Origin of the sequence: Gilliamella sp. B3022 (genome assembly GCF_028751545.1) — a bacterium.
In the GTDB taxonomy this organism is placed as follows: Bacteria; Pseudomonadota; Gammaproteobacteria; order Enterobacterales; family Orbaceae; genus Gilliamella.
This window is the reverse complement of the sequence record NZ_CP071867.1, coordinates 2,087,762-2,113,403: the sequence shown is the minus strand read 5'-3', so window position 1 is coordinate 2,113,403 and position 25,642 is coordinate 2,087,762. Positions and strand designations below refer to the sequence as shown.

Below are 25,642 nucleotides of genomic sequence, written 5' to 3'. Positions count from 1 at the left end.
CTATGGCGTATCAAAGTGGAATTGCAGATAACGAAATCGATTTACTGGATAAATTAAATCTATTTTTAACAACTGATAGTGAATTAGTTAAAACAGGTGATAACTGGACAGAAATTTACAGCGGCGAAACTGCAGCTACAGCAACTATAGCAAAACGAAAATCATATGCATGGAGTGCGCCGGGAGCGACTGTTGGCAATAATATTTATGTTGCGTGTAAAACAGATAATAGCATTTTAAATGATACTTATAATCTTTATTTCTGCGGTGGAACCTACTTTAATGTTGAATTAATCAATCAACCCAATGACATATTTAGCGGTATGTTAAATTGCACACAAGTTGGACTATTTGCTGATAATAATCCACTACATTACTGGTTTTTTGCTAATAATCGTCGTTTTGTTGTGGTAACAAAAATGACAACTGTTTATTCAAGTTGTTATTGCGGATTTATGCTACCAAACGCATTGCCAAATGAGTACCCTTATCCACTTGTCATTGCAGGTAGTTGTAATAATGAATTACTGCGATATTCAATCACAACAGATTATTTTTCCTCAATTATCGACCCGCGTAACAATCATTTTTATGTATTTACCCCAGCGCAATCATGGCAACAGTTTTATGGTTCAAAAGGTAGCCAAACAATGTTAGTTTATCCAAGAGGTATTGAACAATTTTATTATTATGGCAATAAAAAAATCAATGCATTAACTGCATCACCTGATAGCTACTCACCACTTTATCCTGTTTCCATTGTTGACGTGACAAAAGGTGCAACTCAATTTTGGGGAGCGTTAGATGGTGTTTACTGGGTACCAGGATTAAGTCGAGCGGCAGAAGATACGATTAAAACCGATGATGGTCGCGAATTTATTATTTTTCAAAACGGTTTTCGTGTAACAAATATTGATTTTTTTGCAATTGAAAAAATATAGGATAGGAGCTAAACATGGCATATCAAACGGGTAACGCCTCGTCGGTTATGGATTTATTATCAAAATTGGCGACATTTGCACAATCAGTTAATGGGTGGGTTGTTGATAAAATTAATACTAAAGAAAAAGAACTCTATTTACATAATGAAAAATGTTTTTGGAGCCTAAAAGTTGGCACATCAAATTCACTCCCCACGTTGTACATTGCCATCAATAATCAGTTTAAAGCAAATTTACCCTGGGACAATCAAACAGGCTCAAGCTCGTTTAACGGTAAAGCAAATTTCTATCGTTATTATTGGGGTGCTGGTACTAATTTTCATAATGAACCATTTGCATCATATACATTTTTAGCAACAGCACAATATATTCATGTTGTTGTACGTGTCGATTCTCGTCGTTTTCGTCATTTTGGTATTGGAACAATAAAAAAAGATGGAATTTACAATGGTGGTCATTATGCGTACGGAACACATTCAACAAACACTAATGATACAAGTTACGCATCATATCCCTTCACCAGTGATATGTACTTGTATATCGGATCGCTCCCTTGGCGTACATTCGCTAACGTTATTAGAGTTGAGGACAAAGATTATTTTTTTGGCGCAAATGAGTCAGGTTATGAAGGAATAGGCGCAATGGGTATTGGTGATGCAACAATTCGGCGTGACTATAAACCCCACCCTGATATGTTGCTTGTTGAGGCAAGTTTATCTCAATTTAATAATTTGATAACGTTGGTGCCACAATCCATTTATCTGCATTTGGCTAGCAAACAATATCAACGCATCGGTGTAGTTCCTGATTTTTATGTTGCCAGAATTGATGGTGTTGTTCCTGGTACTATTCGTGAAATTAATGGTGAAAAATATTATTGCTGTGCGGCAACAATGTTTCAAACTGTCACAGATAAAGTTCAAGATGAAGATAACAGTTATGACCTTGGCTACTTTTATAGAGTAATTGAGTGATGAGTACCAAACATACAGGATACGTTATTAATGGTTTGAAAAAGCTACGTGGTCAGCGCAGCTTTGATTTGCAACAATACCAAGGTATGGCTCGTCTCTCCTTTGTCGTTGAAGACAAAACAGGGCCAGTTACACGCGGAATACCGTTGCAGTTATTCAATGTGCGAAAAGGTTACATTACACAATCATTTTTAAATATTATTTATAACAAGCTCTATATTAATCCATCCACTATTGATGTTGGTTATGTTAGTAATCAACGCACTATAGAAGTATCAATTTTCAACGGTTATTTCAGCAGTAAAATTTTGACTGATATTACCTATAGTGACAAACAAGGGGTCACTGTCAGTAATGTGGCGTTACCACTTTTATTTAGTCGATTAAGCTTAAAAGTGTTATCGATTGATATTGATAGTCATGGCACGGATAGCATTGACTGCACAATTTCGTTTCATTTTTTAAACGCTGAAACCGTTACATTAGTTGTTAGCGGTAATCGTTCGCTACCGCTTTCCCTCTCACCGAATTGGTCGCAAGGTATTACTGAAACATTAGAATGGAAAACCAATATACATCAATCACAAACAGGGGCAGAACAGCGAGTAGCAATGCGATTAACACCACGTCGCACATTTGAATTTCAAATACTTATCCATCAACATGAACGTCGACAAATTGAAAATATACTATTTCATAACTATTTAAGCTCATTTTCATTGCCGATTTATAGTGATAGTGCATTACTGGATAAAGAAATCAAACCAGGTGATAAGACAATCTATTTATCAACTATCGGGCGAGACTATCGTGTTGGCGGTAATCTAACAGTTATGAATGATAGTAATACGATTGTGTCCAATATTGAGTCAATTACAAATTCAAGTATTACTCTATCCGAACCAATATATACAGCTGTTTTAAAAGGTGCCAAAGTATTTCCTATTAAATCGGCAAAATTGACTGAACCACCTAAAATTATCAGGCGAACAGATGAATTAGCAACCGCAGAGTTACGATTTTTAATTGTTGAAAAAAATGACATTAACGTTAATGTTGAACTACCTATGTACAATAATTTTTATGTACTGGAGCAAGAACCAGATTGGTCAGATGATGTACATGTTTCATATGAATCAATGCGACGTGAAATCGACAATCAAACTGGTATCGTGTACTACTCAGATAGCGCAAATCGTGTTTTTATTACTCAATCCCATGAATTTTTAATTAATGGTCGTAATAAACAACTTGAACTGCGTGCCTTGTTTTATGCCCTCCGTGGTCGCCAAAAACCAATTTTTGTACCCTCGTTTAGCAATGATTGCAAACTAGTTGATGATGCAACCAGTGAAATTTTAGATATTGAACAAAATAACATGACTGAAACTTATCTCGGTAGACAGTTCTTAAGAATTTTACTGAGAGGTAACCGCATTTTATATCGTGAAATTGTCAACGTAAAAAGCAATAACAAAGGTGGACTTCGGTTGTTGCTCAATAAAAAAGTTGCATTTATGTGCCAAGAAGTAATCAAAATATCCATAATGCGTCTATGCCGTTTAAATGATGACAAAGTTGTATGGGAGCATTTAACTGATGCTGACGGCACGGCAAAAATAAACGTTACATTTAGGGAGGTACGGTATGAGTTGGAATGAGTTTGAGTATTCTGTTGCAAATGGTCAACCATTAACACTGTATGAGTTTAAAAGGCAGAATTTGTATTACCACTATACAAATGCCGATCGCTCAATAATGGTTAATAATGCGCTATGGGAAGCGATTGCAATTAGTGATAATGGATTATCAGCAAGCAGTAATAATAATGTCGAAATTATCTTACCGGTTACGAATAAAGTGGTTTCTTTTTACCGAGGTGTGCCACCGAGTACATCGGTAAAAATTAGAATTTATCGCATGCATTATCATGATAATCAACAAGAGTTACGGGTGGTATGGGTAGGTAATATCACTGAAGTCAAACGTGAAAAAATTGGTGAAGCCAAAATTATCACCACTAATATTGTTAATACATTTGGTCGTCAGGGATTAAGGTTGACCTGGGGCAGAAAGTGCCCTCATGCACTTTATGATAGTAGATGTAAGGTTAAAGCCCGTCATTATGTCATTTCAGGATTAGAGATCACCGCATTAGATGGTAAATCAATTACATTTAATGTACCACAAGATATTAATAATGGTTACTTTAGTGGTGGCTATATTGAATATGAGTTTGAAGGTCTAACAGAAAGGCGAGGTATTCGCATGCATAACAACAATAATTTAAGCCTATATGGTGGAACTTACGGCTTAAGTGTTGGTTTGATAATTAATGTATACCCTGGTTGTGATAATACAATTAATACCTGTGAAAATAAATTTAATAACCATTTGAATTATGGTGGTTGTCCACATATGCCCGGCAAATCACCGTATAGCATTACTAAATTATTCTAGGAGGTTCATTATGTGGTGGGCGATTGCGCGTTTTGTTGTTGTACTGGTTGCATCCTATTTTCTAAATCAAGCATTAGCCAAAAAACATAATAATAAGGTTAATGCAGCAACGTTTGATGACTTTGATTATCCTCAGCCAACAGAAGGAACACCACAGTGTGTGTTTTTTGGTGACTGTTGGACTGCGGATTGGTTTGTGCTGGCTTATGGAAATTATCGTTATGAAGCAATTAGAAAATAGTATATGGATAACTATGGCCGATATTCGCCGAGGAGGTGGTTGTGCGTGGGGTCTAAAAGCTTGGTTTAAACACTATAAACTGAGTTTTAATGATTTTGTTCAAAATGGTGGGATTGATAGCGAAACAATTTTAAGTACAGGTGATGCGTTAGCTATTCGTATTGTTGAACTGGCAAAACAAAGAGTACAGAAGAGGTAAGTATGGGCAGTAAAAAAAAGAAAACAACTATTGGCTATAAATACTACTTCAGTATTCAGTCAGGCCTTGGGCGTGGACCGATTAATGAGTTAGTTGCCATTACTGCTGATGATAAAACAGTTTTTGCAGGTAAAGCAAATGAAGTCACTGTTAGCAAATCAATTTATATTGATAAGCCGAATTTGTTTGGTGGTACTAATGTTGGTGGTGAAGGTGGAATTAAAGGCATATTTGAAATTGCAATGGGTAATGCAGATCAGGAGCCAACTAGTCGTGTAAAAAATTTACTGGGCGGCGTTGTGCCTGGTTTTCGGGGCATGGTTACGACGTTCTTTGACGGTTTAATTAGTGCTTATTCAGCAAGTCCAAAACCGTGGAAATATAGAGTCAGACGTACAACACAAGGTTGGTCAAATAACGAAGTATGGTACCCAGAGAAATGTATCATCATGTTATATGATGATACATCAACAATTCATGAAAAAGATAATGGAATAAATAGCAATTTAAGAACTATTCATGCAATGAATCCTGCGCATATTTTGATAGAGTGCGGAACTAACAATGATTGGGGACGAGGATTGCAACTATATGAGGATTTTGATTTAGATTCATTTAAAACTGCTGCTGATATTCTATATAATGAAAAATTCGGTTTATGCTTTCGTTACAATCGACAAGATGGATTAGATACATTTATACAGCAGGTGTTAGATCATATAGGCGCAGTACAATATGCCGATTTAACAACAGGAAAAATTAAACTAAAACTGATTCGTGATAATTACAAAAAAGAAGATTTACCATTGTTTAATTATGATAATGGTATTTTAGTGGTACAGGACGACGATAGTAGCGCTTCCGATAATGTACCAAATGAAATTGCCGTAAAATGGCATAATCCAGTAACGAACGAGGATAGTGAAGTTCGGGCACAAAATTTAGGTGCAATTCAAGCTGTTGGTTTAATCAGTAGCTCTATTGAATATAAAGCACTACCCACATTTGAGCTGGCTGCACGTGTTGCACAGCGAGAACTGGAATCTGGAATTGCGGGTTTAAGGCGTTTAACAATTCAGTTTGATCGCCGCGGTGAAATATTAACTCCTGCTGATTGTTTTCGGGTATCACTGCCAGACAGGGATATCAAAGATATGGTCATGCGGGTTGGCTCTATTAACGAGCACGAAGATGGAATGATTGAAATCACCGCAATTCAGGATGTTTTTGGATTGGCAGATACAGTTTATAACAGTGGTAATCAATCTGGAACAGGGCTAGTTCAAGATACAACACCAAGGCCAGTTGAAAATTATATGTTATTCGAATCTCCCTATTTTGCAATGAGCCAGTTATCAAATCATGATGTTAATAACGAGTCAGGCTATATGCTCCTAGTTTCTGCTCAGCCAAATTCACAGTCAATTAACTATTTATTACAAACGGCAACTGAAGGGGCTGATTTTACAATAAAAGGAACATGTGACTTTACACCAAGTGCGGTATTAATAAGTAAACGTCAGTTAAGTAAAGTAGATACACAATTAAGCGTGATTTTTAACAAAAATATGACAGATGTTTCAATTGGCAGCGCAGCTATTATTGGTAATGAAATCATTCGAATTGATGCATTTGATGAGTTAAATGGCACCGTAACAATAGCAAGGGGATGTGCAGACACATTACCACAAACACATAGTAAAGATTCGTTTATCTGGTTTTTTGATAGCCTATTTGAAACGGACGGCATTGAATATTTAAAAGGTGAAGTTGCTTATGTTCAACAGTTAACACAAACTAATACTGGAACACTCAGTGCAAATAAAGCTCCTATTCGAGCACTAAAATTTAACGCAAGAGCCGCACGACCATACCCTCCAGCTAATTTACAGGTTAATGGTGTTATTACAGAGACAATAACACTAAAAGAACAAGAAACAATAGTATTAACATGGTTACATAGAAACAAAGAAATACAACAAGATAATCTCATTGCATATAATGAGGGCAATATTGATAAACCAGAAACTGTTGAATATCATATTGAATATTATTTAGCTGGTGAACTAAAGAAAACAGTAGTAACAAATGAAAATTCTCACGAATTGGAAATTAATGACACTGAACGTTTTGATGAAATTCGGATTTACACATACGACACAAAATCCGAGTTAGAAAGTTTACAAAAATACATTTTACAAATTAAAGCTTAATATTTGTAATTTGTTTTCATATGATGAAAAATACAAAATAGTTAATTATCACTTAATTTGAGCGTGATTTATCACGCTCGGCATCAAGTAGATACACAATTAAGCGTGATTTTTAACAAAAATATGACAGATGTTTCAATTGGCAGCGCAGCTATTATTGGTAATGAAATCATTCGAATTGATGCATTTGATGAGTTAAATGGCACCGTAACAATAGCAAGGGGATGTGCAGACACATTACCACAAACACATAGTAAAGATTCGTTTATCTGGTTTTTTGATAGCCTATTTGAAACGGACGGCATTGAATATTTAAAAGGTGAAGTTGCTTATGTTCAACAGTTAACACAAACTAATACTGGAACACTCAGTGCAAATAAAGCTCCTATTCGAGCACTAAAATTTAACGCAAGAGCCGCACGACCATACCCTCCAGCTAATTTACAGGTTAATGGTGTTATTACAGAGACAATAACACTAAAAGAACAAGAAACAATAGTATTAACATGGTTACATAGAAACAAAGAAATACAACAAGATAATCTCATTGCATATAATGAGGGCAATATTGATAAACCAGAAACTGTTGAATATCATATTGAATATTATTTAGCTGGTGAACTAAAGAAAACAGTAGTAACAAATGAAAATTCTCACGAATTGGAAATTAATGACACTGAACGTTTTGATGAAATTCGGATTTACACATACGACACAAAATCCGAGTTAGAAAGTTTACAAAAATACATTTTACAAATTAAAGCTTAATATTTGTAATTTGTTTTCATATGATGAAAAATACAAAATAGTTAATTATCACTTAATTTGAGCGTGATTTATCACGCTCGGCATCAGTTAAAGATTGTTTTTTCAAGATATTCTTCTGAAATAAATAATAGAGCATACCTAATAGTGAGGAAATTATTAATAATAATGCTAGCAATGGATAAGGAATCCAAGTACCAAGAGCAGCAAGCAGTTTTATATCCCCTCCACCTAATCCCTGTTTTTTAAAAATTAGATAAAACATAATAGCTGGTAATTTCAATAAAAGATAACCACATAAAATACCAATTAAAGCATCATCTAACCTAATGAGGGTTAGATTGAAATAGGCGGCAATTAACCCAGACCACATCAATGGTTGAGTAAAAAAATCAGGCAGTAAAAAGTACTTAAAATCAATGGATGCCAACAGTAAAAAATAGCAACTGAGAAACATCAAAATGACACTTTGATAACTGAAACCTTTATCTAAATAAATAACCACAAATAAAACAGCGACCACTATTTCCCATATAACATATCTGAATAAAATGATGTTTTGACAATAATAACAACGCCTTTTTAAAATTAACCAAGAAACAATGGGAATTAAATGCCAATAGTTTAATTTAGTTTGACAAGTAGGGCAGATTGAATGCTTGAAACTTATTTCTTTTAGGTAAACAGATAATGTTTGTGAAGGAACAAAACGACTGTATGCGACATTAACAAAGCTACCCACACAAAGTCCAAGACATAGAATTATGAACATTATCATTAATGAATCACTTCACCAAGTTGGAATATCGGTAAATACATAGCAATAATCAAACCACCAATGATCACTGCCAATACTAACATCAATAAAGGTTCAAAAAATTGAGATAGATTTTCAATTAATGTTTGATTTTGTGCTTCATAATATTGAGCCAAACGACTTAACATCAGATCTAAGGTGCCGGATTGCTCGCCGACATGAATTAACTGACGGCACAAGTTTGGAAAACAAGGTTGTTGATGTAAAACATGACTGAAGGAGTGTCCTTGCTCAATTCCTGAAATGATTTGCAAAATACTATTGCGATAAATACAATGGTAAGAAGCATTAGCCGCAGCGGTTAAACCCATCAATAACGGAATTCCAGCTTGTTGAGTTATTGCAATTGTTTGGAAAATTTGAGTTAAACAACTTGTTTGAATGATCTTATTAACGAAAGGCATTTTGGCTAAGGCGATTTCAATTTTAGTATGATATCGCTTTTTAATATAATACTGAAAAACAACCATCCCCCCAAAAAAACCGATAGTGTATATTGGCCAATTTTGTTGCAGATAATGACTAATATCAATAATGCATTGTGTAAAAAAAGGGAGTTGAGCATCAAAATCATGATAGATATCTGAAAATTTTGGCAAAACAAATAATAACATAACTAAGCTGACTATTATTGCTACAGAAAATAAAAATATAGGATAACGCATAGCCTTTTTAAGATTTTTTTGTAATTTAATGGATTTTTCGAGTAATGAGGCCAATTGTTCAAAACTTTCATCAAGTTTACCCGTAAGTTCCCCTGTAGCAATAATTTCACAATACAGTGAAGAAAACACATAATTATGTCTGGATAATGCACTGGATAAGGATTCACCCTTTATGATTTTCTCCCCAATTTCATTCATTAAATATTGCCAATGGGGTTTAGATTGTTCTTCGACCAATAAATTTAGACTGTCAATTATCGATAATCCAGCCTTTAACATAGTTGCCAATTGTATCGTTATATTCAGTAATTCCGAGCGGTTAAAAGTATGGGCTGTTATAAAATTGCCCGCTTTGACTTTTATGGCTATTTTACCTTGCACTAATAGTTGTTTTTTTGCATCACTTTGTGAAGTTGCAATTACTTGATATTGATGAAAATCTAAGTCATACCAACTATAAAGCCTTTTCATACAAAATCACCTAAAACTCGATGTAATTCAGCAACTGAGGTAATGCCATCTTTGATCATCTTATAACCTGCTTGTTTTAAAGTGATCATACTTGCTGGAACAGAAAGCTGATGAGTCAATATTTGATGTTGGATTTCTGGCGTTAGCACAAGAAATTCGTATAAACCCATTCGTCCTTTATAACCACCAATGCAATGTGAACATCCCGTTGCAATATGATGAGGTATAGCTTCATCACCTAAAAAAATTAACTGATTGGACACAACTTTACAATAGTTGCAAAGCTTACGTACTAATCGCTGTGCAATAATTAACTTCAAACTCGATGAAAGTAGATAATTTTCAATTCCCATTTGATTTAAACGTGTCAGCGCTTCAATACTTGAATTGGTATGTAATGTCGATAAAACCAAATGCCCTGTTTGCGCTGCTTGAATTGCAATTTCTGCCGTTTCTTGATCGCGAATTTCACCTATCATCATTACATCAGGATCTTGTCTTAATAATGCACGAAGTATTACGGAAAAAGTCAAACCAGCTTTAATATTAACTGAGGTTTGATTAATTCCTTCAATTGGAACTTCAATCGGATCTTCAACACTACAAATATTTCGATCACTGCGGTTTAATCTTTTTAGTCCACTGTATAGTGTCACTGTTTTACCGCTACCAGTTGGACCGGTCACCAAAATTAAACCTTGCGGGTAATCAAGTAGCTTTTGAAAACTCAGTAAATTATCAGCACTGAGACCTAAATCATTGATCGTCAACTTAGATTCTTGATTATCCATCACTCGTAAAACAATTTTTTCACCGTTTATGACCGGTAACGTAGAGATTCGCATGGCATAGCGGTCAATCATCAATTGTCCATCTTGTGGTAATCTCTGCTCGGCAATATTAAGATTGGCCATAATTTTCAATCTAGCGGCTATTTGTTTAGCTAAGGAAAACGGTGGCGTTAGCATATCTTGTAACACACCATCAATACGCATTCGAATACGATAGTAATTATGATAAGGTTCAAAATGAATGTCCGAAGCTCGTTTATCTAACGCTGATAGCAGCAATTTATCAAGACTTGCGACCAACTGTTCTTCTTGCATTATAAACTTTCCTTACTCTAAATATTTATTAAACTAGAATTTAAAAATATCTTCACAGGCAGCTGTTAGACTGTCATCTACTGGTGAAGTTAAGCAAGCTCGAGTCCAATCTAATCCTCCATGACCAGAATTGACAGTGGGTGTTAAAGTCGTAGTTAACCCCGTCAAAGCACTTGTACCAACTAAAGTGATTGTACCGTTTGCAACGGTAACTGAAGTAACATAATTGGTACTTTTGGTTAGTGGCACACCATTACTACCGCTTTTGCAATGAGTTAAATTACCTTGTTCAATTGCACAAATTTCAACAGCAGTTTTATAAGCCGTCATGGTTTGCAGCATATCAGTTAAAGCTGCTTTTTTTACATATCCTTGATAAGCAGGTAAACCAATAGCAGTTAAAATAGCGATTACAACAATGGCAATCATTAGCTCAAATAATGTAAATCCTGATTGATTGGACATAATTTCCTCTTAATATAAAGTAAAAGATTCAAGTAACGACTTTATAGCAAAACAAAAAAATGAAATAATAAGAAAATCGATATTTTGGAAAATAAAATGCACTATTTTTGCAAGATTTTGAATGCAGTAAGCTTTGTTTGTGAAATACATCACAATTGTAAATGGTATAAACAAGCTTCTTTTAAAGTCAGTTGGAGTTTAATATGTCACTAAAAATTGTTAATGGTTGGTTACAAGGTGTTAAACAGATCATTTCGCCTTTTTATGATGAGCGCCCAGTCAACCAATCTATTTCATTACTGGTGATCCATAATATCAGCTTACCACCTAATCAATATGGTGGTCCTTATGTAGAGCAGTTATTTACAGGTAAGCTTGATCCGAATGAACACCCTTACTTTGCAACAATCCATCAACTAAAAGTATCAAGCCACCTATTCATTCGTCGTGATGGTGAAATGATGCAATTTGTACCATTTGATAAACGTGCTTGGCATGCAGGTAAATCAATCTTTGAAGGTCAAGAAAACTGTAATAACTTTTCAATTGGTATTGAAATGGAGGGATGTGATACGGATAATTTTACGGATATACAATATCAACAACTTATCGCGGTAACCTTATTACTGCAACAAAATTATCCTATTGAAAATATTACAGGTCATAGTGATATTGCCCCTGATCGTAAGACCGATCCCGGTCCATGTTTTGATTGGCAATATTATCAAGGGTTGCTTGCTCAACAATCGCAATTAAAACAATTTGAAAATCAACTTGAGTTAATCGTCGAAGAATTGCAAAACATTTCATTATGGCAAACGTCGCCGCCTAATCCTGATGCCTTTTTAAGTGAACAACCTTTTGCGCTTGATACTATGCAAGCACATGAATGGTTACAATGGATTTTTATTCCTCGAATGCGAGCACTCATTGAGTCTAATGCCAATTTACCGCAATTTGCCCTACATCCGTATTTTGAAGAAGCCTTAAAAGATGAAGAAACAAGCACCCATAATTTGTTAATTTTAATCAAGCAGCTTGATGAATTATCCTCATCACAAAAGTAATGTTAAAAAAATTACCGCAAATTTACTTGCGGTAAATTCAAATTTTAACAGGTATGAAGTCAATTAAACTGGTTGAAAAAACCGTTAATTTTATTTAAGTGATTTTAAACTTAATTCCCCTATTTTGTCATTTTACGATACTCATTGACCGCCTGCTGGTGATTTCCATAATTGCTAGAAAACGTATGCCCACCTGTACCATTAGCGACAAAGAACAGATAATTTGTTTTAGCTGGGTGTGCTGCCGCTTCTAATGAGGCTAAACTTGGCATAGCAATAGGTGTTGGCGGTAATCCGTCAATGACATAGGTATTATAAGGATTTTTGGTATCTGTTAAGTCTATACGCCTAATAACTCCGGTATAGTTATCGCCTAAACCATAAATAATAGTGGGATCGGTTTGCAACTTCATTTTTGATTTCAAGCGATTTACAAATACGGAAGCGACATTCGCGCGTTCAGAGCTAAGAGCCGTTTCTTTTTCAATGATTGAAGCAATAATCAGCATTTCATAAGGTGATCGATACGGTAAATCACTATCACGGTTATCCCAAATTTTTTGTAAATTGCTTTTCATAGTCATATGCGCACGTTTTAATATATTAATATCTAACGTATCAGCCGTATAAAGATAGGTGTCAGGAGTCAACCAACCTTCAATTGAACCTTCGATACCTAACAATTTTGCAATCTCTTCATCCGTTTTTTCAGCTAAGGTTTGCTGAATATATGGGGTATTGTGAATCAATTTTAGCCAATCCTTAGCACGTTTACCTTCAACAAACTGAATGGAGAAATTACTTTCTTTACCCGATACCATTAATAGTAAAAATTCTTCAACTGTCATATGAGGATGTAATTGGTACGTTCCAGCTTTGATGGAACTTAAGGATGGATCTAACTTATATAAATAAGGCAACAGAAAAGCTCTATCCATCAATTTCGACTCTTTAAGTTGATCGATTAATTGATGCATTGATGTACCTTTTTTCAAAACAAACATTTGATTTTCAGGTGTCACATTAATTTGCTGCTTAGAAAACTGCTGTAAACAGTAGTAACAGATACTAAAAGAACCAACGACAATTATAATAAGGGTAAATAACGTATATAAAAATATTTTTTTAATCATAACTTATCTATCTACATAATGGATTTTTGCTCGTGCAGTCAAGCGTGTAATTAATTCATAAGGACTGATACCTGTATATTTAGCGATCTCTTCAACTGGCAACATTTGTCCCCAAAATATCACTTCATCACCTGGTTTATCCTGACTATCGATACCTAAATCGACCACAATCATGTCCATTGATACATGACCTACGATCGGTACTCTGCGACCATTAACTAAAACTGGCGTATTTTCAGGGATATTTCTAGGATAACCATCACCATATCCCATTGCTACGACACCCAATTTTGTATCTTGCTCACTACACCAGATCTGACCATAACCAACTGATTCACCCTTTTTATGACTCCGTACTGCGATAAGTTCGGATTTAAGTGTCATAGCAGGTTTTAATTCGCCAATGGGTTCATTAAAGGGCGATATGCCGTATAACGCAATGCCAGGGCGAATGATTTCACGTTGCGATTGCGGCCAAGCAAGTGTACCGCCTGATGCTGCGATCGAACATTTACCTATCAGAGATTTATTTTCAATTGAGGTAATGAACTGATCGAATAATGCAATCTGTTTTAAAGTTTGTTCGGAGTTTAATTCATCGGCAGAACTAAAATGACTGATAATATTAATGGGTTTACGTACTACCGAACAACTGGCTAAGCGATAAAATTCCCTCTTGGCTTCATCAAGATTAAAACCCAAACGATGCATCCCTGTATCAAGTTTGAACCATGCAGTAATTTCGTTTTCAAGGGAGGAGGATTGTAATGCATCAATTTGCCATTTACTGTGAACAGCAGATTGAATATTGAAATCAACTAAATCAACGATATCATCATGAGGAAAAAAACCTTCTAAACAAATAATAGGGGTATTGATCCCTTTTTGACGCAACAGCATTGCTTCACAAATACGCGATACACCAAAGCTGTCCACCTTGTTTTGCAACAGTTCAGCAACACCTATAATACCATGAGAATACGCATTTGCTTTAATGATGGCTACCAATTGACTATTTGGTGCAATCTTTCGAATATACTCGACATTATGAACAATTGCTTGACGATTAACTTCTATTACTGCGATAGACATTTTTATCAACCTAAATCTTTATTAAGTAATCATTGTAAATATTGTTATCAATAATGACAAATTTTTCTTTTCATAAGAAAACCAAGTCCGAACAATCAAACTTTCACAATTTCAATAAATTTAATTATTTACATATAGAATAATAATGATTATCATTTACATTATGTTTACATAGTTAAGTAAAAAACTGTCCAGGAAAAGTAAGATAATGAGAACAATTTGTACCAAAAATTTCATTAAACCAAGCTGTTATGTAGCGATGTTCAACCTCTTCTTTTGTACGGATGCTTTTGCAAATGAACAAAAAAGCAATCCTCAAGATGCCATTATTGTTAGCGCAGATCGTAACGAAAAAACCATTTGGGATAGCACAGTATCTGTAAATGCCATTAATCATGATGAAATCGAAAAACAAAATGGTGACTCAATTGTTGAAGCACTACGAGACATTCCTGGGGTTGAAATTACTGATAATGCTCTTGCAGGACGCAAACAAATCATGATTCGAGGTGAAGCGCCTTCCCGTATTTTAATGTTAATTGATGGTCAAGAAGTTACTTATCATCGTTCCGGGCATGGTTCGAGTGCGGGTGTGTTAATCGACATGGAATCTGTTGAACGCATAGAGGTGATCAAAGGGCCTCATTCCGTATTGTATGGTTCACAAGCGATTGGTGGCGTGGTTAATTTTATTACGCGTAAAGGTAGCAAAAATGGCACACCCTTCAATGGCGATATGAAATTTATTTATAATCAATCAACTAATGGTTTTACTGAGATGGGCACTGTAAACGGTTCAATTGATGGTATTTTTGATTACCGTGTTAGTGGAACTTATGCTGAAAATAATGATCGTAAAGCTTATCAAGGCAAACTTCACGATACCGATTTTAGTAATAACAGTTTAAGTTCATGGTTAGGGCTGAATCTTGATAAACACAAATTGGGCATATCATTAGATCGTTATAAGCTTGATACTAAAACCTATACGGACAAAGATGATAACTTATCAGAAGTTAAAGAATTCTGGGTGAAACTCCCGAAATTACAACGAGAAAAAGTCGGATTCTTTTATGACTATGAAGTTAATGGTAATTTCTTAAAAAGACTTCACTATGATGCTTATGCACAAAAATTAAATCGCCAATTTAGAAATCATGTTGTGGTGTCACCCGCACGTATTATGAACGTGAAAACCAACACAGCCACTGATGATGAACAAAAAACATATGGTATGACATTGCAATCAGATTTTGAGCCACGTAAAGATATGAAACTTATTAGTGGTATGCAGTATCAACTAGATAATGTTGATCAAGATTCCCATAATGTTGTTGTAGCAAAAATGCCATCATCAAAAACAAGTTACACACAGCATAAATATTTAACCAATAAATGGCAGCAATCAAGCTTGTCACTATTTGGACAAAATGAATGGGCAATTACCGATGATATTTCCTGGAATATTGGTGCTCGCCAATCCTGGGTAAAATCAGAACAAATAAAAGGTTATACGACAGTCAATAAAGTTCCTGTTACAGGCGCAACTTCATCAGACATTAAAAATGATGGGAAGAAGAAAGACCATGATAATAACTTTGTTGTGTCATCAGGTTTAACTTATTCTGGAATTGAAAATGCTCAATTAAGAGCCTCTTTTGCACAAGGATATGTTTATCCAACACTTTCACATCTTTATGCAGTCACTTCAGCGGCCTCGCAAACGATTTATGGTAACTCTGATTTAAAAGCTGAAAAATCCAATAACTATGAAATTGGTTTACGTTATAACAATCACAAATGGTTAATTGATAGTGCAGTTTATTTTTCGAACGCAAAAAATTACATTACACAAATGAACTGTAATGGTTCAGCTATTTGTGAAGGAACATCGGGGCGTAATTATACTTACTACATTAATGCCAATAAAGCCAAAACTCATGGATTAGAATTGAGTATTGAGTATTTAGATCTACCTGCCACCCCTTATTTAAGGGCCAATTATTTACGCCGTAAAATTGAAACAGAAAGCGACAGCACTTATAATACAGGCAATCCACGCTTTACAGGAAATGCAGGAATAAAACATACCGCCTACTTTGATACATTTGATATTGATTCCGATCTGTTTATGCGATTTGCAAGCAAAGCCAAACAGCGTAGTGATTCAGCCGTTTATCATTATCGAGGATGGTCTACACTGAATTTATCAACAACAACATCGTTCGGTACCGAACGCCAATACCATATTGGTATAGATCTCAATAATATTTTAAATAAGAATTATACGACAGCTTATGAATCGATTCCAGCAGCTAAATTCCACGCTGTCTTAAGTGCAAGTATGAAATTCTAAAGTGAATGATTAACCTTGCTTACTCATTAGCGATCAGAAAATACCGCATCATTGCTAGTGAGTAAAACAAATTAGCAATGCTTTTTATTCATCAAATTTTTGTACAAATGCTTAAAAGCCATGATTGGATGATGAATAATCATTCTTGGTCCTGCAAAACGCATAACTTGTTTAATTTTGTGTTTATAATTTTTTGGATAACAATGTTTAGGGCATCGCTCACAGGTCGTTTTTTTCTCACCAAAACGGCACATAGTTAAGCGTTTCATGGCAAATTGCAACAAGTCATCGCACTCTTCACATAATTGGTTAAATTTGGAATGATGATGTTTGTTGCAATATAGATAAATCATTGCTCTAACGGTTTTTTTTTCTTCTTGTATTTTTGGTCCGGTATTGTGGGCAACCATAATCTTATCAGTCGATTAAATAAAGTGTTAAAATAAATCTGAGTTTAACTATGATCACAAGGATTCGATACAATGGCAAGAATTATTAATAAAGATACAATCGTTTGCATGTCCCTTTCTGCAAGACCAAGCAATTTCGGTACCCGTTTTCATAATTATTTATATGAAAAACTCGATTTAAACTATCTTTATAAAGCTTTTACCACTAATAACTTGAAAGATGCAATTTATGGTATCAAAGCATTAGCCATTCGTGGTTGTGCCATTTCAATGCCTTATAAAGAAGCCTGTATCGAGTTTATTGATGAATTAGATGATTCAGTAAAGTCGATTCAATCGGTCAATACGATAGTCAATACTGACCACTATTTAAAAGCCTATAACACTGATTATATTGCGGTTGCTAAGCTCGTTCAAGAAAACAACATTGATAACAATACGACCTTTGTATTAAAAGGAAGTGGTGGAATGGCTAATGCAGTAATTGGAGCCTTTTATGATGCAGGTTTTAAAAATGGCTTCATTGCTGCGCGTAACCAAACAAAAGGTGAAGCTTTAGCCAAACGCTATGGTTATGCATGGGTGAAAAACGAACAAGACATCGCTCCTGAACAGGCAAAACTCATTATTAATGTAACACCAATTGGCATGCTTGGCGGCAATGAAGCTCATGATTTGGCTTTTCCAAAAGTAATGATTGAAAATGCCGATATTGTGTTCGATGTGGTTGCTCTACCCGTTGAAACGCCAATGATCAAATACGCCAAATCACTCAATAAAACGATTATTTCTGGTGCAGATGTAGCTGTAATACAAGCATTAGAGCAATTTGTGTTGTATACCGGCGTTACGCCAAGTAAAAAGTTAGTGGAGCAAGCAGGAAATTTTGCAAGACAAGGTTAGATCACAAACTCTTCCACCCGTTTTTTAGGTGGAAGAGTATGAAAAATGAGTAATCTACTTTTAACAACTAAAAATTTATTTCATAGCTTGATGTAATGTTTGATAGACTGACAATAACTTTTGATGCATTGCAAATTGTTGCAAATGGTTATTGGATGATTTAACCGTCGTGGTTAAATCATCCAAGCCGAAAAACGTTTTCTCACCATTAGCATATTGCCACATTTCATCGACACAGTTTTTACCATACATTTTATAAAATGCATCTTGATAATGGATAAACTGTTTTTTATCTCGCTCAAGCATAAAATTAACCAATGTTTGTAAGCAACGATAAGCGTGATTGCGTTCAGGGGTAAAAACCGACTCATTCATTTCAAGAGTCCAGTCAATCCATGCTTGAGCTTGCTCTAAATCTTTTGCCGCCAATGCCAGCATCGCTTTGAGTTCACCGATGCGTAATGTAAACCAAGCATTATCTTTTCCGGTTGCAATACCAAGCAATTCACGAACTCGGGCAAAATCATCTAAGCCCTCATCATCCAACTGTTCAATGATGGCTAGATACTGTTTCGCGACGAGCTTTTCATAAGGCAACGACAAAATTCTATCTCGAAGATGAATCGCCATATTATTATTAGCGAGCAATAAATCCTCTGGTGGATAAATTTCTGACATTCCGACCGCCAAAATTCGACAAGCATAAACACCTAAATGCTCATAATCCATAATTAAAACTTCGGTTTTATGGCGTTTAAAAATCGCCATTAAGTTTTCAAATTCTTGTTCGGTGGTACCGGAAAAATCCCAATCAACAAAGTCATAATCGGATTGCTTATTAAACAGATCCCAAGAAATTAATCCGCTTGAATCAATAAAATGTGTTTCTAAATTACTCAAATCAGCAACATCATTGTTATCAAAACTTGGTGGTGAAAACACATCAAGATCTTTCAAGCTTCGACCTTGTAACAGCTCAGTAACGGTTCTTTCAAGCGCAACACCAAAATTAGGATGCGCACCAAAGGATGCATAACTCGTGCCATTTTTGGGATTAAATAACACGACACAAATCACTGGAAACGCTCCACCGAGTGAAGCATCAAAGCAGTAAAGCGGGAAACCTTCATTTTCAAGCGCTTCAATCGCCGCTAATACCTCAGGATAGCGACCAATAACATCAGTTGGAATTATCGGTAAACTAATGGCTTGAGCAATAATTTTATTTTTAACGAAACGCTCAAAAATTTCTGATAATCCTTGCACGCGCGCTTCATTACGCGTATTGCCAGCAGACATACCATTAGAAGCATATAAGTTAGCTATCAAATTGACTGGCACATACACGGTTTTTTGATCTGACTGTTGAACAAAAGGTAAAGCACATATTCCTCGTTCAGGATGACTTGATTGCAAATCAATTAAATCCATAGCGGTTAATTCACCATTGGGATTGTAAAACTTAAGCAGTTTTTCAGTTAATAATCCTTTTGGTAAAAGTCCATCTTCAGGGATTGAGAACCATTTTTCTGTTGGATAATGTACAAAATCGGCATTTGCAACATTTTCACCGAGATAAAAATCTGAAAAAAAATAATTTGTCGATAAACGCTCAAAATATTCACCTAATGCTGACGCTAATGCCGCTTTTTTACTTGCTCCTTTACCATTTGCAAAGCAAAGTGGACATTGGGTATTTTGAATATGAACAGACCATACATTTGGCACTGGATTAAGCCAAGAAGCTTCTTTCACTTCTAAATCATAGTAAGCGAGTTGTTGATGGAAATAGTTAATGGAATCTTCAAGAGCAGCGTCTTTGCCGGGAATAAAAGTTTTCATGTAGTTTCTCAAAAGTTTTTTATATGATAAAAATATTGCTTTATTGGTAGATTTATTCTTAAATGTATACGCTATTGTTCTAAATTAAAAGTATTAATCATCAATAATTTTTAATTAAGGAAATAAAATGAAAAAAGTAACAAATTCTGAGAATTTTTCGCTAACTGATTTTTTCACTCTCAACAAAATGATCACTCCAGCATTTATCACTATTATTTATTGGATAACGTTAGTATTTATCGCTATAGGTGGATTGAGTATGATTTTTGCTAGTTTTGCTAGTTTTCAATACAGCTTTTTTGGTGGAATGTTCACGCTTATCAGCGGTATTATTACTCTTGTGGTAGGCATTATTTCAGCCCGAATCGGTTTTGAATTAATCTGTGTTTTATTTAATATTAACCGAAACATCGAAAAATTAGCGTTAAACAAAAACGATAGTATTACTGATGGTTCAGACGATCACACTATTATGAATCAAAACTAATTTTCGTTTCCTAGTCACAATAAAAAGTGGGAAAGATTCCCACTTTAAAAATCATTTTCTAAATTAATCGTTGAATCGAATCATAGTCCAACATTAAATAAATTATATTTTACGATACATTTAACTCGCTTAATGGCCATCTTGGTCTAACATTAATCGCTAAATCGCAAAACTGTTGTTGTTTTAAATGAATCATACCAGCATACGCAATCATAGCGCCATTATCTGTACAAAATTCAATACGCGGATAGTAAACTTGACCTTTACGTTGAGCCATCAGCTCAGCTAATTTATTACGTAACGTTTTGTTGGCACTTACTCCACCCGCAATCACCAAACGATTAAAACCTGTTTGCTCAAGTGCTCGGCGCGATTTTATTAATAATGTATCAACTAACGCATCTTCAAACGCACGCGCAATATCGGCTTTGGTTTGATTATCAAGCTCAACACCTTGATGATATTGATGGATAGTGTTGGCCGCAGCCGTTTTTAATCCCGAAAAACTAAAATCCAGTCCAGGACGATCAGTCATAGGTCTTGGAAAGTGAAAACGTGAAGGATCACCTTGCTCAGCTAATTTCGAAAGTTTAGCACCGCCTGGATAGTCTAAACCAAGTAATTTAGCTGTTTTATCAAATGCTTCACCAGCAGCATCATCAATTGATTCGCCCATTAAGCGATATTGACCAACGTCCATTACACTAATAAGCTGTGTATGCCCACCTGACACCAATAAAGCTACAAATGGATACAACGGTGGGTTATCTTCCAACATTGGCGCAAGTAAATGCCCTTCCATATGATGTACTGCAATTGCAGGAACATTCCAAGCATAAGCGAGAGAACGACCTATTGACGCTCCAACCATTAAAGCTCCTACTAAACCTGGGCCTGCAGTGTAAGCTACAGCGTCAATATCCGCTGAAGTCAAGTTAGCTTCTTTTAGTGCTGCTTGAATTAATGGTACGGTTTTACGAATATGATCACGAGAAGCCAATTCAGGTACAACGCCACCATAATCAGCATGCAATTTAATTTGTGAATAAAGTTGGTTAGCGATCAAGCCTTGCTTTTCATCATAAATAGCAATACCTGTTTCATCACATGACGTTTCAATTCCAAGCACTTTCATTAATGTTTACCTGCATAATTGGAAAGGTCATCTTCACTCCAAAGATCTTGTTCAGACATCTCTTTATCTGCGATACGGTGTTCTTCATTAGCCCACTCACCTAGATCGATAAGTTGACAGCGTTTACTGCAAAATGGTCGAAATGTACTTTTGTCTGACCACTCAACCTCCTTTTGACAAGTGGGACATTTGACAAATTGGATAGTTTCTTTATTCATTGCATCTCTTCTAAAATATTTAATAATGTTAACAACAAGCTAATTCAAATTCGATTGCTTCGGTATTGGTGTTTTCACTCGCTTCAAGCGGTATAAATCGAATACTATAACGTGACATATGCCCAGAAACTTGAGGATAAACATTTTTATCCAATGAAACTCGAATTCGAATTAAATTAAACTCGCCATTGGTTTCTTGAAAAAAATTATTGTTATAAACAAATGATTTAAATTCACCCATTTGCCGAATCATTTGCATACAACATGCCAAAGCCTCATCAAGAATTGTCAAATGTTGTAACCAATTTTGTACTTGCCTATCGCGTTTTTCTTGTAACTGTTCTAACCATAAATAAAACGAAGGAAGATCAAAACTACAGCAACCCCCTGGGATCATTAAACGTTGACGAATGGCATTAATAAAACGGTCATCTTTTAAAGTCTGCCCTAAACGCACGATTGAGTTAAATTTAACTAAGTAATCGTCCAATTGAGAAATTAAATTATTTAATAACTCTTGATCGACCCCCTCAATATTGACCCAAGATTGAAGTTTATTTTTTAGCGACTCAATTTCCTTAATTAATTCACTTTTTACATCATTACGTTCAATGATTTCTAATAATTCAGATAGAGCATGAAAAAACAATAGTGCATTATTTTGATCAAAATGACGATGTAAATTTAATTGCTTTAATAAAAATTCAATACGTAGCCATGTTCGCATCTTTTCATTTAGTGGATGTTCAAAAATAATCTTATCCATACTTAACCATTCTTAATATTAAAGTTTTTTAAATATTGTTGATGCAATTTATTTACTTGTGCGGTTAATAAAGTCAAATCACCATTATTGACAATAATATCATCAGCATAAGTTAATCGTTTTTGAGAAGAAATTTGTGATGATATCATTTTCTGTGCTAGCAATTTATCGATATTATCTCTCTGAATAAGTCGCTCTAATTGTAATTGTTCAGGTGTATCAACCATTAAGACTTTATCTGCATAATGATGTAAATTATTCTCAACTAATAGGGGAACAACCCAAATGACATAAGCAGTAGTTTGCTGGGCAATTTGGATTTGTGTTTGTTCTTGAATGATTGGATGTAACAAATTATTCAGCCAGAGTCTTTCATGATCATTATTGAAAATAATTTCTCTTAATTGACTACGATCTAGCTCATTATTGGGTAATAAAATTTCTTGGCTAAAATGTTTAACAATCTGCTTATATGCATCTGTTCCTATTTGAACAACTTGCTTAGCAATTACATCAGCATCAATAATAGGCACACCTAACTGAGCAAAAAGATTCGCAATGGTGCTTTTACCGCTAGCGATTCCACCACTCAAAGCAACAATATAAGGCATGAAATAGATTCCAAATCCAATCAAGTAACATTCTTGAAATAGTATATCATATAACTCATTCCCATTACACACGCCAAATTATCTAAAAAGTAAAGAAAAATAGAAAATTTGTTTAGATAGGATAATTGATGTGTTTTCAATTCAGAATCTTAATTGATCAAAACAAACAATTTTAAAAAAATATTAAAAATGTGTTATTTTTTATTGAGAAATTGATTTAAATAAATAAAAGCATTTAGCACTGAATCTTTTCAATAGTCGATAAAAAACAGTCTCTATTTTGCAGAAATAGTCCGCTATTGCTTTTATTAATTATTAAACCAAAATAAATTTAATAAAATTGTTGGTTTTATATTTTTAGCTGTATATAATCACATACATCTGTATAAAAACACAGGAATTGATAATGAGACCATTAACGGAACGCCAAAGACAGATTTATGATTTAATCAAAGATAATATTCAAACAACCGGTATGCCACCTACTCGAGCTGAAATTGCGCAAAAATTAGGATTTCGCTCTGCAAATGCAGCTGAAGAGCACCTCAAAGCTCTTGCCAAAAAAGGGGCAATTGAAATGATTGCTGGCTCATCTCGAGGAATACGCTTATTACTGGAAAGTCAGGAAGATCAAAACGATTTTCAAGGAATTCCTCTCATTGGAGAAGTTGCGGCTGGCTCGCCGATTTTAGCTCAAGAACATATTGAAAGTCACTACCAAGTCGACCCCTCTCTCTTTAAACCAAATGCCGATTTTTTGCTCAGAGTTCATGGCATGTCAATGAAGGATATAGGAATCATTGATGGTGACCTACTTGCCGTACATAAAACTCAAGACGTTAAAAATGGGCAAGTTGTGGTCGCACGTATTGATGATGAAGTAACGGTTAAAAGACTATCACGCAAAGGCAAACATGTTCAATTAATTGCTGAAAACCAAGACTTTTCACCTATCGAAGTGGATCTTGAACAGCAAAGTTTCGCCATTGAAGGAATTGCAGTTGGTATAATTCGTAATGGATCATGGATGTAACAACAAAGTTAGTATAAAATGGCGAATAATTGTTAATTAGGAGATAACAATATGTGGCTATTTTGGTTATATGAATTTTTAGGATTTTTTGCGGTCATTTCGCTTATTTTTGTTTACTGCCATTTTCGTGATAAAAAGTTTTGGTCTTTTACATGGAAACATTTAAAGTGGGTATTATTATCAATTGTTGGAGTGTGGTTAATCATAGCCATCCTTTGCCGACATGATCTTTACAATGCCACTCATTGTTATTTTCGCGGAGTAAGTATGCATGCCCAAACAAAATATTCGATCTATTTGGGCGAATGTCAGATAGAAACCCCAAATGGCAGTTATGTGCCGATCGATCGCACTCGAGCATTACCTTTCTCAAATGACCATAGTAGAGATGATGAGACTGATGATTTTTATCCAACAAATTAAATAATTCTTTACTAAATTTCAAAAAATCAGGCTATCATAATTATGAGCGCCTGATTTTTTGTTTCAATAAATGTTTCATCCATTGAAAAAAGTGACAGCTTTAAATATTTCTGTTTAGAATGATGGTGTTATTGATGCTGATAGGCTAAACAATGCTTTTCTAATTTTTTAAAACCAAAAATTAATACAAAACTGACACAAAGATAAATAATTGCTGCAATACCAAACGCATGAAAAGGTTGATACGTTTCAACATAAATATCCCGAGCAATTTTCATCACATCTTGAACCGTTACTGTAAAGGCGAGTGCCGTCGAATGTAACATAAAAATTACTTCGTTACTGTAAGCGGGTAAAGCAATATGAAAGGCTCTTGGAAAGATAATATATTGATATAATTGCCAATGATTAAAACCTAAAGCTGTTGCAGCTTCAATTTCACCCTCCGGCACATTGCGTATGGCACCAGCAAAAACTTCAGTTGTATAGGCACAAGTATTAAGTGTGAAAGCCAAAATAGTACAATTTAAACCACTTTGAAAAAAATCGCTCAGCCAAGGGTGATTTTTAACGATGCTTAAGGTATAAATTCCAGTATAAATCACGAGCAATTGTACATACAGTGGCGTGCCTCTAAAAACATAGGTGAATAACCAAATTGGCAGTTTAATAAATTTATTTGGACTATTACGCCCTATCGCTAAAAATACTGACAAAATGCCGCCAATCAAAATAGATAATATTAATATCCAAAGCGTCATAGCCAGACCAGTGATATTATGGCCATCAGTCCATAACAAAGCTTGCCAATAATTTTGAAGAATTTCTATCATTCACTCATGCTCTTTT

Annotated in this window: 27 protein-coding genes and 1 pseudogene; 15 read left to right on the top strand and 13 right to left on the bottom strand. The window is 34.9% G+C overall.

The annotated features are described in order from the left end of the window. Positions 1-2: 2 nt before the first annotated feature. The 8 genes from J4T76_RS09500 (at position 3) to J4T76_RS09465 (ending at position 7,796) form a co-directional block, all read left to right on the top strand. Positions 3-941 (top strand): hypothetical protein, encoded by a 939-nt coding sequence (locus J4T76_RS09500; RefSeq protein WP_267341726.1) that lies wholly within the window; start codon positions 3-5, stop codon positions 939-941. A 14-nt stretch (positions 942-955) separates the two neighbouring features. Continuing rightward, positions 956-1,915, top strand: coding sequence for a hypothetical protein (locus tag J4T76_RS09495; protein ID WP_267341725.1), 960 nt, complete (start codon positions 956-958; stop codon positions 1,913-1,915). After that, positions 1,915-3,576: a hypothetical protein gene (locus tag J4T76_RS09490; protein WP_267341723.1), complete on the top strand. Its 1,662-nt coding sequence runs from the start codon at positions 1,915-1,917 to the stop codon at positions 3,574-3,576. The genes J4T76_RS09495 and J4T76_RS09490 overlap by 1 nt, the downstream gene beginning before the upstream one ends. After that, the gene (locus tag J4T76_RS09485) at positions 3,563-4,375 is read left to right on the top strand and encodes a phage BR0599 family protein (protein WP_267341722.1); all 813 of its coding nucleotides are present in this window, start codon (positions 3,563-3,565) and stop codon (positions 4,373-4,375) included. Before J4T76_RS09490 ends, J4T76_RS09485 begins: the two co-directional genes overlap by 14 nt. Before the next feature lie 10 nt (positions 4,376-4,385). Next, complete coding sequence (locus J4T76_RS09480; RefSeq protein WP_075508847.1) at positions 4,386-4,616, top strand: hypothetical protein; 231 nt, start codon at positions 4,386-4,388, stop codon at positions 4,614-4,616. Next, on the top strand, positions 4,597-4,815 hold the full coding sequence (locus J4T76_RS09475; RefSeq protein WP_267341719.1) for a hypothetical protein: 219 nt from the start codon (positions 4,597-4,599) through the stop codon (positions 4,813-4,815). Before J4T76_RS09480 ends, J4T76_RS09475 begins: the two co-directional genes overlap by 20 nt. Positions 4,816-4,817: 2 nt before the next feature. Next, positions 4,818-7,028, top strand: a complete 2,211-nt coding sequence (locus J4T76_RS09470; RefSeq protein WP_267355263.1) for a phage tail protein — start codon at positions 4,818-4,820, stop codon at positions 7,026-7,028. A 123-nt stretch (positions 7,029-7,151) separates the two neighbouring features. Next, a complete protein-coding gene (locus tag J4T76_RS09465) occupies positions 7,152-7,796 on the top strand; it encodes a hypothetical protein (RefSeq protein ID WP_274460456.1) in 645 nt (214 codons plus the stop codon). 52 nt (positions 7,797-7,848) lie between these two features. On the opposite strand, the gene J4T76_RS09460 is transcribed toward J4T76_RS09465, so the two are convergent. The 4 genes from J4T76_RS09460 to ppdD are packed head-to-tail and all read right to left on the bottom strand — an operon-like array spanning position 7,849 to position 11,317. Beyond that, entirely contained in the window at positions 7,849-8,565 is a 717-nt protein-coding gene (locus J4T76_RS09460) for a prepilin peptidase (RefSeq protein WP_267355905.1), read from the bottom strand. 5 nt (positions 8,566-8,570) lie between these two features. Continuing rightward, entirely contained in the window at positions 8,571-9,746 is a 1,176-nt protein-coding gene (locus J4T76_RS09455) for a type II secretion system F family protein (RefSeq protein ID WP_267345897.1), read from the bottom strand. Then, entirely contained in the window at positions 9,743-10,852 is a 1,110-nt protein-coding gene (locus J4T76_RS09450) for a GspE/PulE family protein (protein ID WP_267345895.1), read from the bottom strand. Before J4T76_RS09450 ends, J4T76_RS09455 begins: the two co-directional genes overlap by 4 nt. 33 nt (positions 10,853-10,885) lie before the next feature. After that, complete coding sequence (gene ppdD / locus J4T76_RS09445; protein WP_267345893.1) at positions 10,886-11,317, bottom strand: prepilin peptidase-dependent pilin; 432 nt, start codon at positions 11,315-11,317, stop codon at positions 10,886-10,888. Between the two features lie 203 nt (positions 11,318-11,520). Here ppdD and ampD point away from each other — a divergent pair. After that, a pseudogene (gene ampD, locus J4T76_RS11910) lies at positions 11,521-12,069 on the top strand (1,6-anhydro-N-acetylmuramyl-L-alanine amidase AmpD); the annotation flags it as partial. After that, positions 12,049-12,384, top strand: coding sequence for a YqcC family protein (locus J4T76_RS11905; protein ID WP_416380232.1), 336 nt, complete (start codon positions 12,049-12,051; stop codon positions 12,382-12,384). The pseudogene ampD and the gene J4T76_RS11905, both read left to right, overlap by 21 nt. Before the next feature lie 119 nt (positions 12,385-12,503). Here the strand turns inward: J4T76_RS11905 and mltG are convergent, their stop codons facing one another. Together mltG and alr are read right to left on the bottom strand one after the other, a co-directional pair. Continuing rightward, positions 12,504-13,514, bottom strand: a complete 1,011-nt coding sequence (gene mltG, locus J4T76_RS09435) for an endolytic transglycosylase MltG (protein ID WP_416380231.1) — start codon at positions 13,512-13,514, stop codon at positions 12,504-12,506. 6 nt (positions 13,515-13,520) lie between these two features. Next, the gene (alr, locus tag J4T76_RS09430; protein ID WP_267341379.1) at positions 13,521-14,609 is read right to left on the bottom strand and encodes an alanine racemase; all 1,089 of its coding nucleotides are present in this window, start codon (positions 14,607-14,609) and stop codon (positions 13,521-13,523) included. A 208-nt stretch (positions 14,610-14,817) separates the two neighbouring features. Here alr and J4T76_RS09425 point away from each other — a divergent pair, with 208 nt between their 5' ends. Beyond that, a complete protein-coding gene (locus J4T76_RS09425; protein WP_267355907.1) occupies positions 14,818-16,965 on the top strand; it encodes a TonB-dependent receptor in 2,148 nt (715 codons plus the stop codon). A gap of 71 nt (positions 16,966-17,036) precedes the next feature. Here the strand turns inward: J4T76_RS09425 and J4T76_RS09420 are convergent, their stop codons facing one another. Next, on the bottom strand, positions 17,037-17,375 hold the full coding sequence (locus J4T76_RS09420; RefSeq protein ID WP_267341382.1) for a nitrous oxide-stimulated promoter family protein: 339 nt from the start codon (positions 17,373-17,375) through the stop codon (positions 17,037-17,039). Positions 17,376-17,447: 72 nt separating this feature from the next. On the opposite strand from J4T76_RS09420, the gene J4T76_RS09415 reads away from it, so the two are divergent. After that, a complete protein-coding gene (locus J4T76_RS09415) occupies positions 17,448-18,278 on the top strand; it encodes a shikimate 5-dehydrogenase (protein ID WP_267341383.1) in 831 nt (276 codons plus the stop codon). A 75-nt stretch (positions 18,279-18,353) separates the two neighbouring features. Here J4T76_RS09415 and ycaO read toward each other — a convergent pair whose 3' ends face one another. Further along, positions 18,354-20,120, bottom strand: coding sequence for a 30S ribosomal protein S12 methylthiotransferase accessory factor YcaO (gene ycaO / locus J4T76_RS09410; protein WP_267355909.1), 1,767 nt, complete (start codon positions 20,118-20,120; stop codon positions 18,354-18,356). Positions 20,121-20,247: 127 nt separating this feature from the next. On the opposite strand from ycaO, the gene J4T76_RS09405 reads away from it, so the two are divergent. Next, the gene (locus J4T76_RS09405; protein WP_267341386.1) at positions 20,248-20,607 is read left to right on the top strand and encodes a DUF4282 domain-containing protein; all 360 of its coding nucleotides are present in this window, start codon (positions 20,248-20,250) and stop codon (positions 20,605-20,607) included. A gap of 109 nt (positions 20,608-20,716) precedes the next feature. On the opposite strand, the gene tsaD is transcribed toward J4T76_RS09405, so the two are convergent. The 4 genes from tsaD to coaE are packed head-to-tail and all read right to left on the bottom strand — an operon-like array spanning position 20,717 to position 23,337. Further along, the gene (gene tsaD / locus J4T76_RS09400) at positions 20,717-21,742 is read right to left on the bottom strand and encodes a tRNA (adenosine(37)-N6)-threonylcarbamoyltransferase complex transferase subunit TsaD (RefSeq protein WP_267341387.1); all 1,026 of its coding nucleotides are present in this window, start codon (positions 21,740-21,742) and stop codon (positions 20,717-20,719) included. Further along, positions 21,742-21,960: a DNA gyrase inhibitor YacG gene (gene yacG, locus J4T76_RS09395; protein ID WP_267341388.1), complete on the bottom strand. Its 219-nt coding sequence runs from the start codon at positions 21,958-21,960 to the stop codon at positions 21,742-21,744. The genes tsaD and yacG overlap by 1 nt, the downstream gene beginning before the upstream one ends. Before the next feature lie 28 nt (positions 21,961-21,988). Continuing rightward, the gene (gene zapD / locus J4T76_RS09390) at positions 21,989-22,726 is read right to left on the bottom strand and encodes a cell division protein ZapD (RefSeq protein ID WP_267341390.1); all 738 of its coding nucleotides are present in this window, start codon (positions 22,724-22,726) and stop codon (positions 21,989-21,991) included. 2 nt (positions 22,727-22,728) lie between these two features. Beyond that, positions 22,729-23,337: a dephospho-CoA kinase gene (gene coaE, locus J4T76_RS09385; protein ID WP_267341392.1), complete on the bottom strand. Its 609-nt coding sequence runs from the start codon at positions 23,335-23,337 to the stop codon at positions 22,729-22,731. A gap of 406 nt (positions 23,338-23,743) precedes the next feature. Between coaE and lexA the strand changes: the two genes are divergently transcribed. Together lexA and J4T76_RS09375 are read left to right on the top strand one after the other, a co-directional pair. Further along, positions 23,744-24,370, top strand: coding sequence for a transcriptional repressor LexA (gene lexA / locus J4T76_RS09380; protein ID WP_267341393.1), 627 nt, complete (start codon positions 23,744-23,746; stop codon positions 24,368-24,370). A 51-nt stretch (positions 24,371-24,421) separates the two neighbouring features. Beyond that, on the top strand, positions 24,422-24,793 hold the full coding sequence (locus J4T76_RS09375; protein ID WP_267341395.1) for a hypothetical protein: 372 nt from the start codon (positions 24,422-24,424) through the stop codon (positions 24,791-24,793). Between the two features lie 128 nt (positions 24,794-24,921). On the opposite strand, the gene hisM is transcribed toward J4T76_RS09375, so the two are convergent. Then, positions 24,922-25,626 (bottom strand): histidine ABC transporter permease HisM, encoded by a 705-nt coding sequence (hisM, locus tag J4T76_RS09370; RefSeq protein WP_267345886.1) that lies wholly within the window; start codon positions 25,624-25,626, stop codon positions 24,922-24,924. Positions 25,627-25,642 lie beyond the last annotated feature (16 nt).

Bases quoted from the DNA above. Each gene is read 5' to 3' on its own strand.
- J4T76_RS09485 (WP_267341722.1), top strand. From the start codon at position 3,563: ATGAGTTGGAATGAGTTTGAGTATTCTGTTGCAAATGGTCAACCATTA.
- J4T76_RS09495 (WP_267341725.1), top strand. From the start codon at position 956: ATGGCATATCAAACGGGTAACGCCTCGTCGGTTATGGATTTATTATCA.
- J4T76_RS09500 (WP_267341726.1), top strand. From the start codon at position 3: ATGGCGTATCAAAGTGGAATTGCAGATAACGAAATCGATTTACTGGAT.
- J4T76_RS09490 (WP_267341723.1), top strand. From the start codon at position 1,915: ATGAGTACCAAACATACAGGATACGTTATTAATGGTTTGAAAAAGCTA.
- J4T76_RS09460 (WP_267355905.1), bottom strand. From the start codon at position 8,565: ATGTTCATAATTCTATGTCTTGGACTTTGTGTGGGTAGCTTTGTTAAT.
- J4T76_RS09475 (WP_267341719.1), top strand. From the start codon at position 4,597: ATGAAGCAATTAGAAAATAGTATATGGATAACTATGGCCGATATTCGC.
- J4T76_RS09420 (WP_267341382.1), bottom strand. From the start codon at position 17,375: ATGGTTGCCCACAATACCGGACCAAAAATACAAGAAGAAAAAAAAACC.
- alr (WP_267341379.1), bottom strand. From the start codon at position 14,609: ATGTCTATCGCAGTAATAGAAGTTAATCGTCAAGCAATTGTTCATAAT.
- J4T76_RS09455 (WP_267345897.1), bottom strand. From the start codon at position 9,746: ATGAAAAGGCTTTATAGTTGGTATGACTTAGATTTTCATCAATATCAA.
- yacG (WP_267341388.1), bottom strand. From the start codon at position 21,960: ATGAATAAAGAAACTATCCAATTTGTCAAATGTCCCACTTGTCAAAAG.
- J4T76_RS09450 (WP_267345895.1), bottom strand. From the start codon at position 10,852: ATGCAAGAAGAACAGTTGGTCGCAAGTCTTGATAAATTGCTGCTATCA.
- coaE (WP_267341392.1), bottom strand. From the start codon at position 23,337: ATGCCTTATATTGTTGCTTTGAGTGGTGGAATCGCTAGCGGTAAAAGC.
- J4T76_RS09375 (WP_267341395.1), top strand. From the start codon at position 24,422: ATGTGGCTATTTTGGTTATATGAATTTTTAGGATTTTTTGCGGTCATT.
- tsaD (WP_267341387.1), bottom strand. From the start codon at position 21,742: ATGAAAGTGCTTGGAATTGAAACGTCATGTGATGAAACAGGTATTGCT.
- hisM (WP_267345886.1), bottom strand. From the start codon at position 25,626: ATGATAGAAATTCTTCAAAATTATTGGCAAGCTTTGTTATGGACTGAT.
- J4T76_RS09465 (WP_274460456.1), top strand. From the start codon at position 7,152: ATGACAGATGTTTCAATTGGCAGCGCAGCTATTATTGGTAATGAAATC.
- J4T76_RS09415 (WP_267341383.1), top strand. From the start codon at position 17,448: ATGGCAAGAATTATTAATAAAGATACAATCGTTTGCATGTCCCTTTCT.
- lexA (WP_267341393.1), top strand. From the start codon at position 23,744: ATGAGACCATTAACGGAACGCCAAAGACAGATTTATGATTTAATCAAA.
- J4T76_RS09405 (WP_267341386.1), top strand. From the start codon at position 20,248: ATGAAAAAAGTAACAAATTCTGAGAATTTTTCGCTAACTGATTTTTTC.
- J4T76_RS09425 (WP_267355907.1), top strand. From the start codon at position 14,818: ATGAGAACAATTTGTACCAAAAATTTCATTAAACCAAGCTGTTATGTA.
- J4T76_RS09470 (WP_267355263.1), top strand. From the start codon at position 4,818: ATGGGCAGTAAAAAAAAGAAAACAACTATTGGCTATAAATACTACTTC.
- J4T76_RS09480 (WP_075508847.1), top strand. From the start codon at position 4,386: ATGTGGTGGGCGATTGCGCGTTTTGTTGTTGTACTGGTTGCATCCTAT.
- ppdD (WP_267345893.1), bottom strand. From the start codon at position 11,317: ATGTCCAATCAATCAGGATTTACATTATTTGAGCTAATGATTGCCATT.
- zapD (WP_267341390.1), bottom strand. From the start codon at position 22,726: ATGGATAAGATTATTTTTGAACATCCACTAAATGAAAAGATGCGAACA.
- ycaO (WP_267355909.1), bottom strand. From the start codon at position 20,120: ATGAAAACTTTTATTCCCGGCAAAGACGCTGCTCTTGAAGATTCCATT.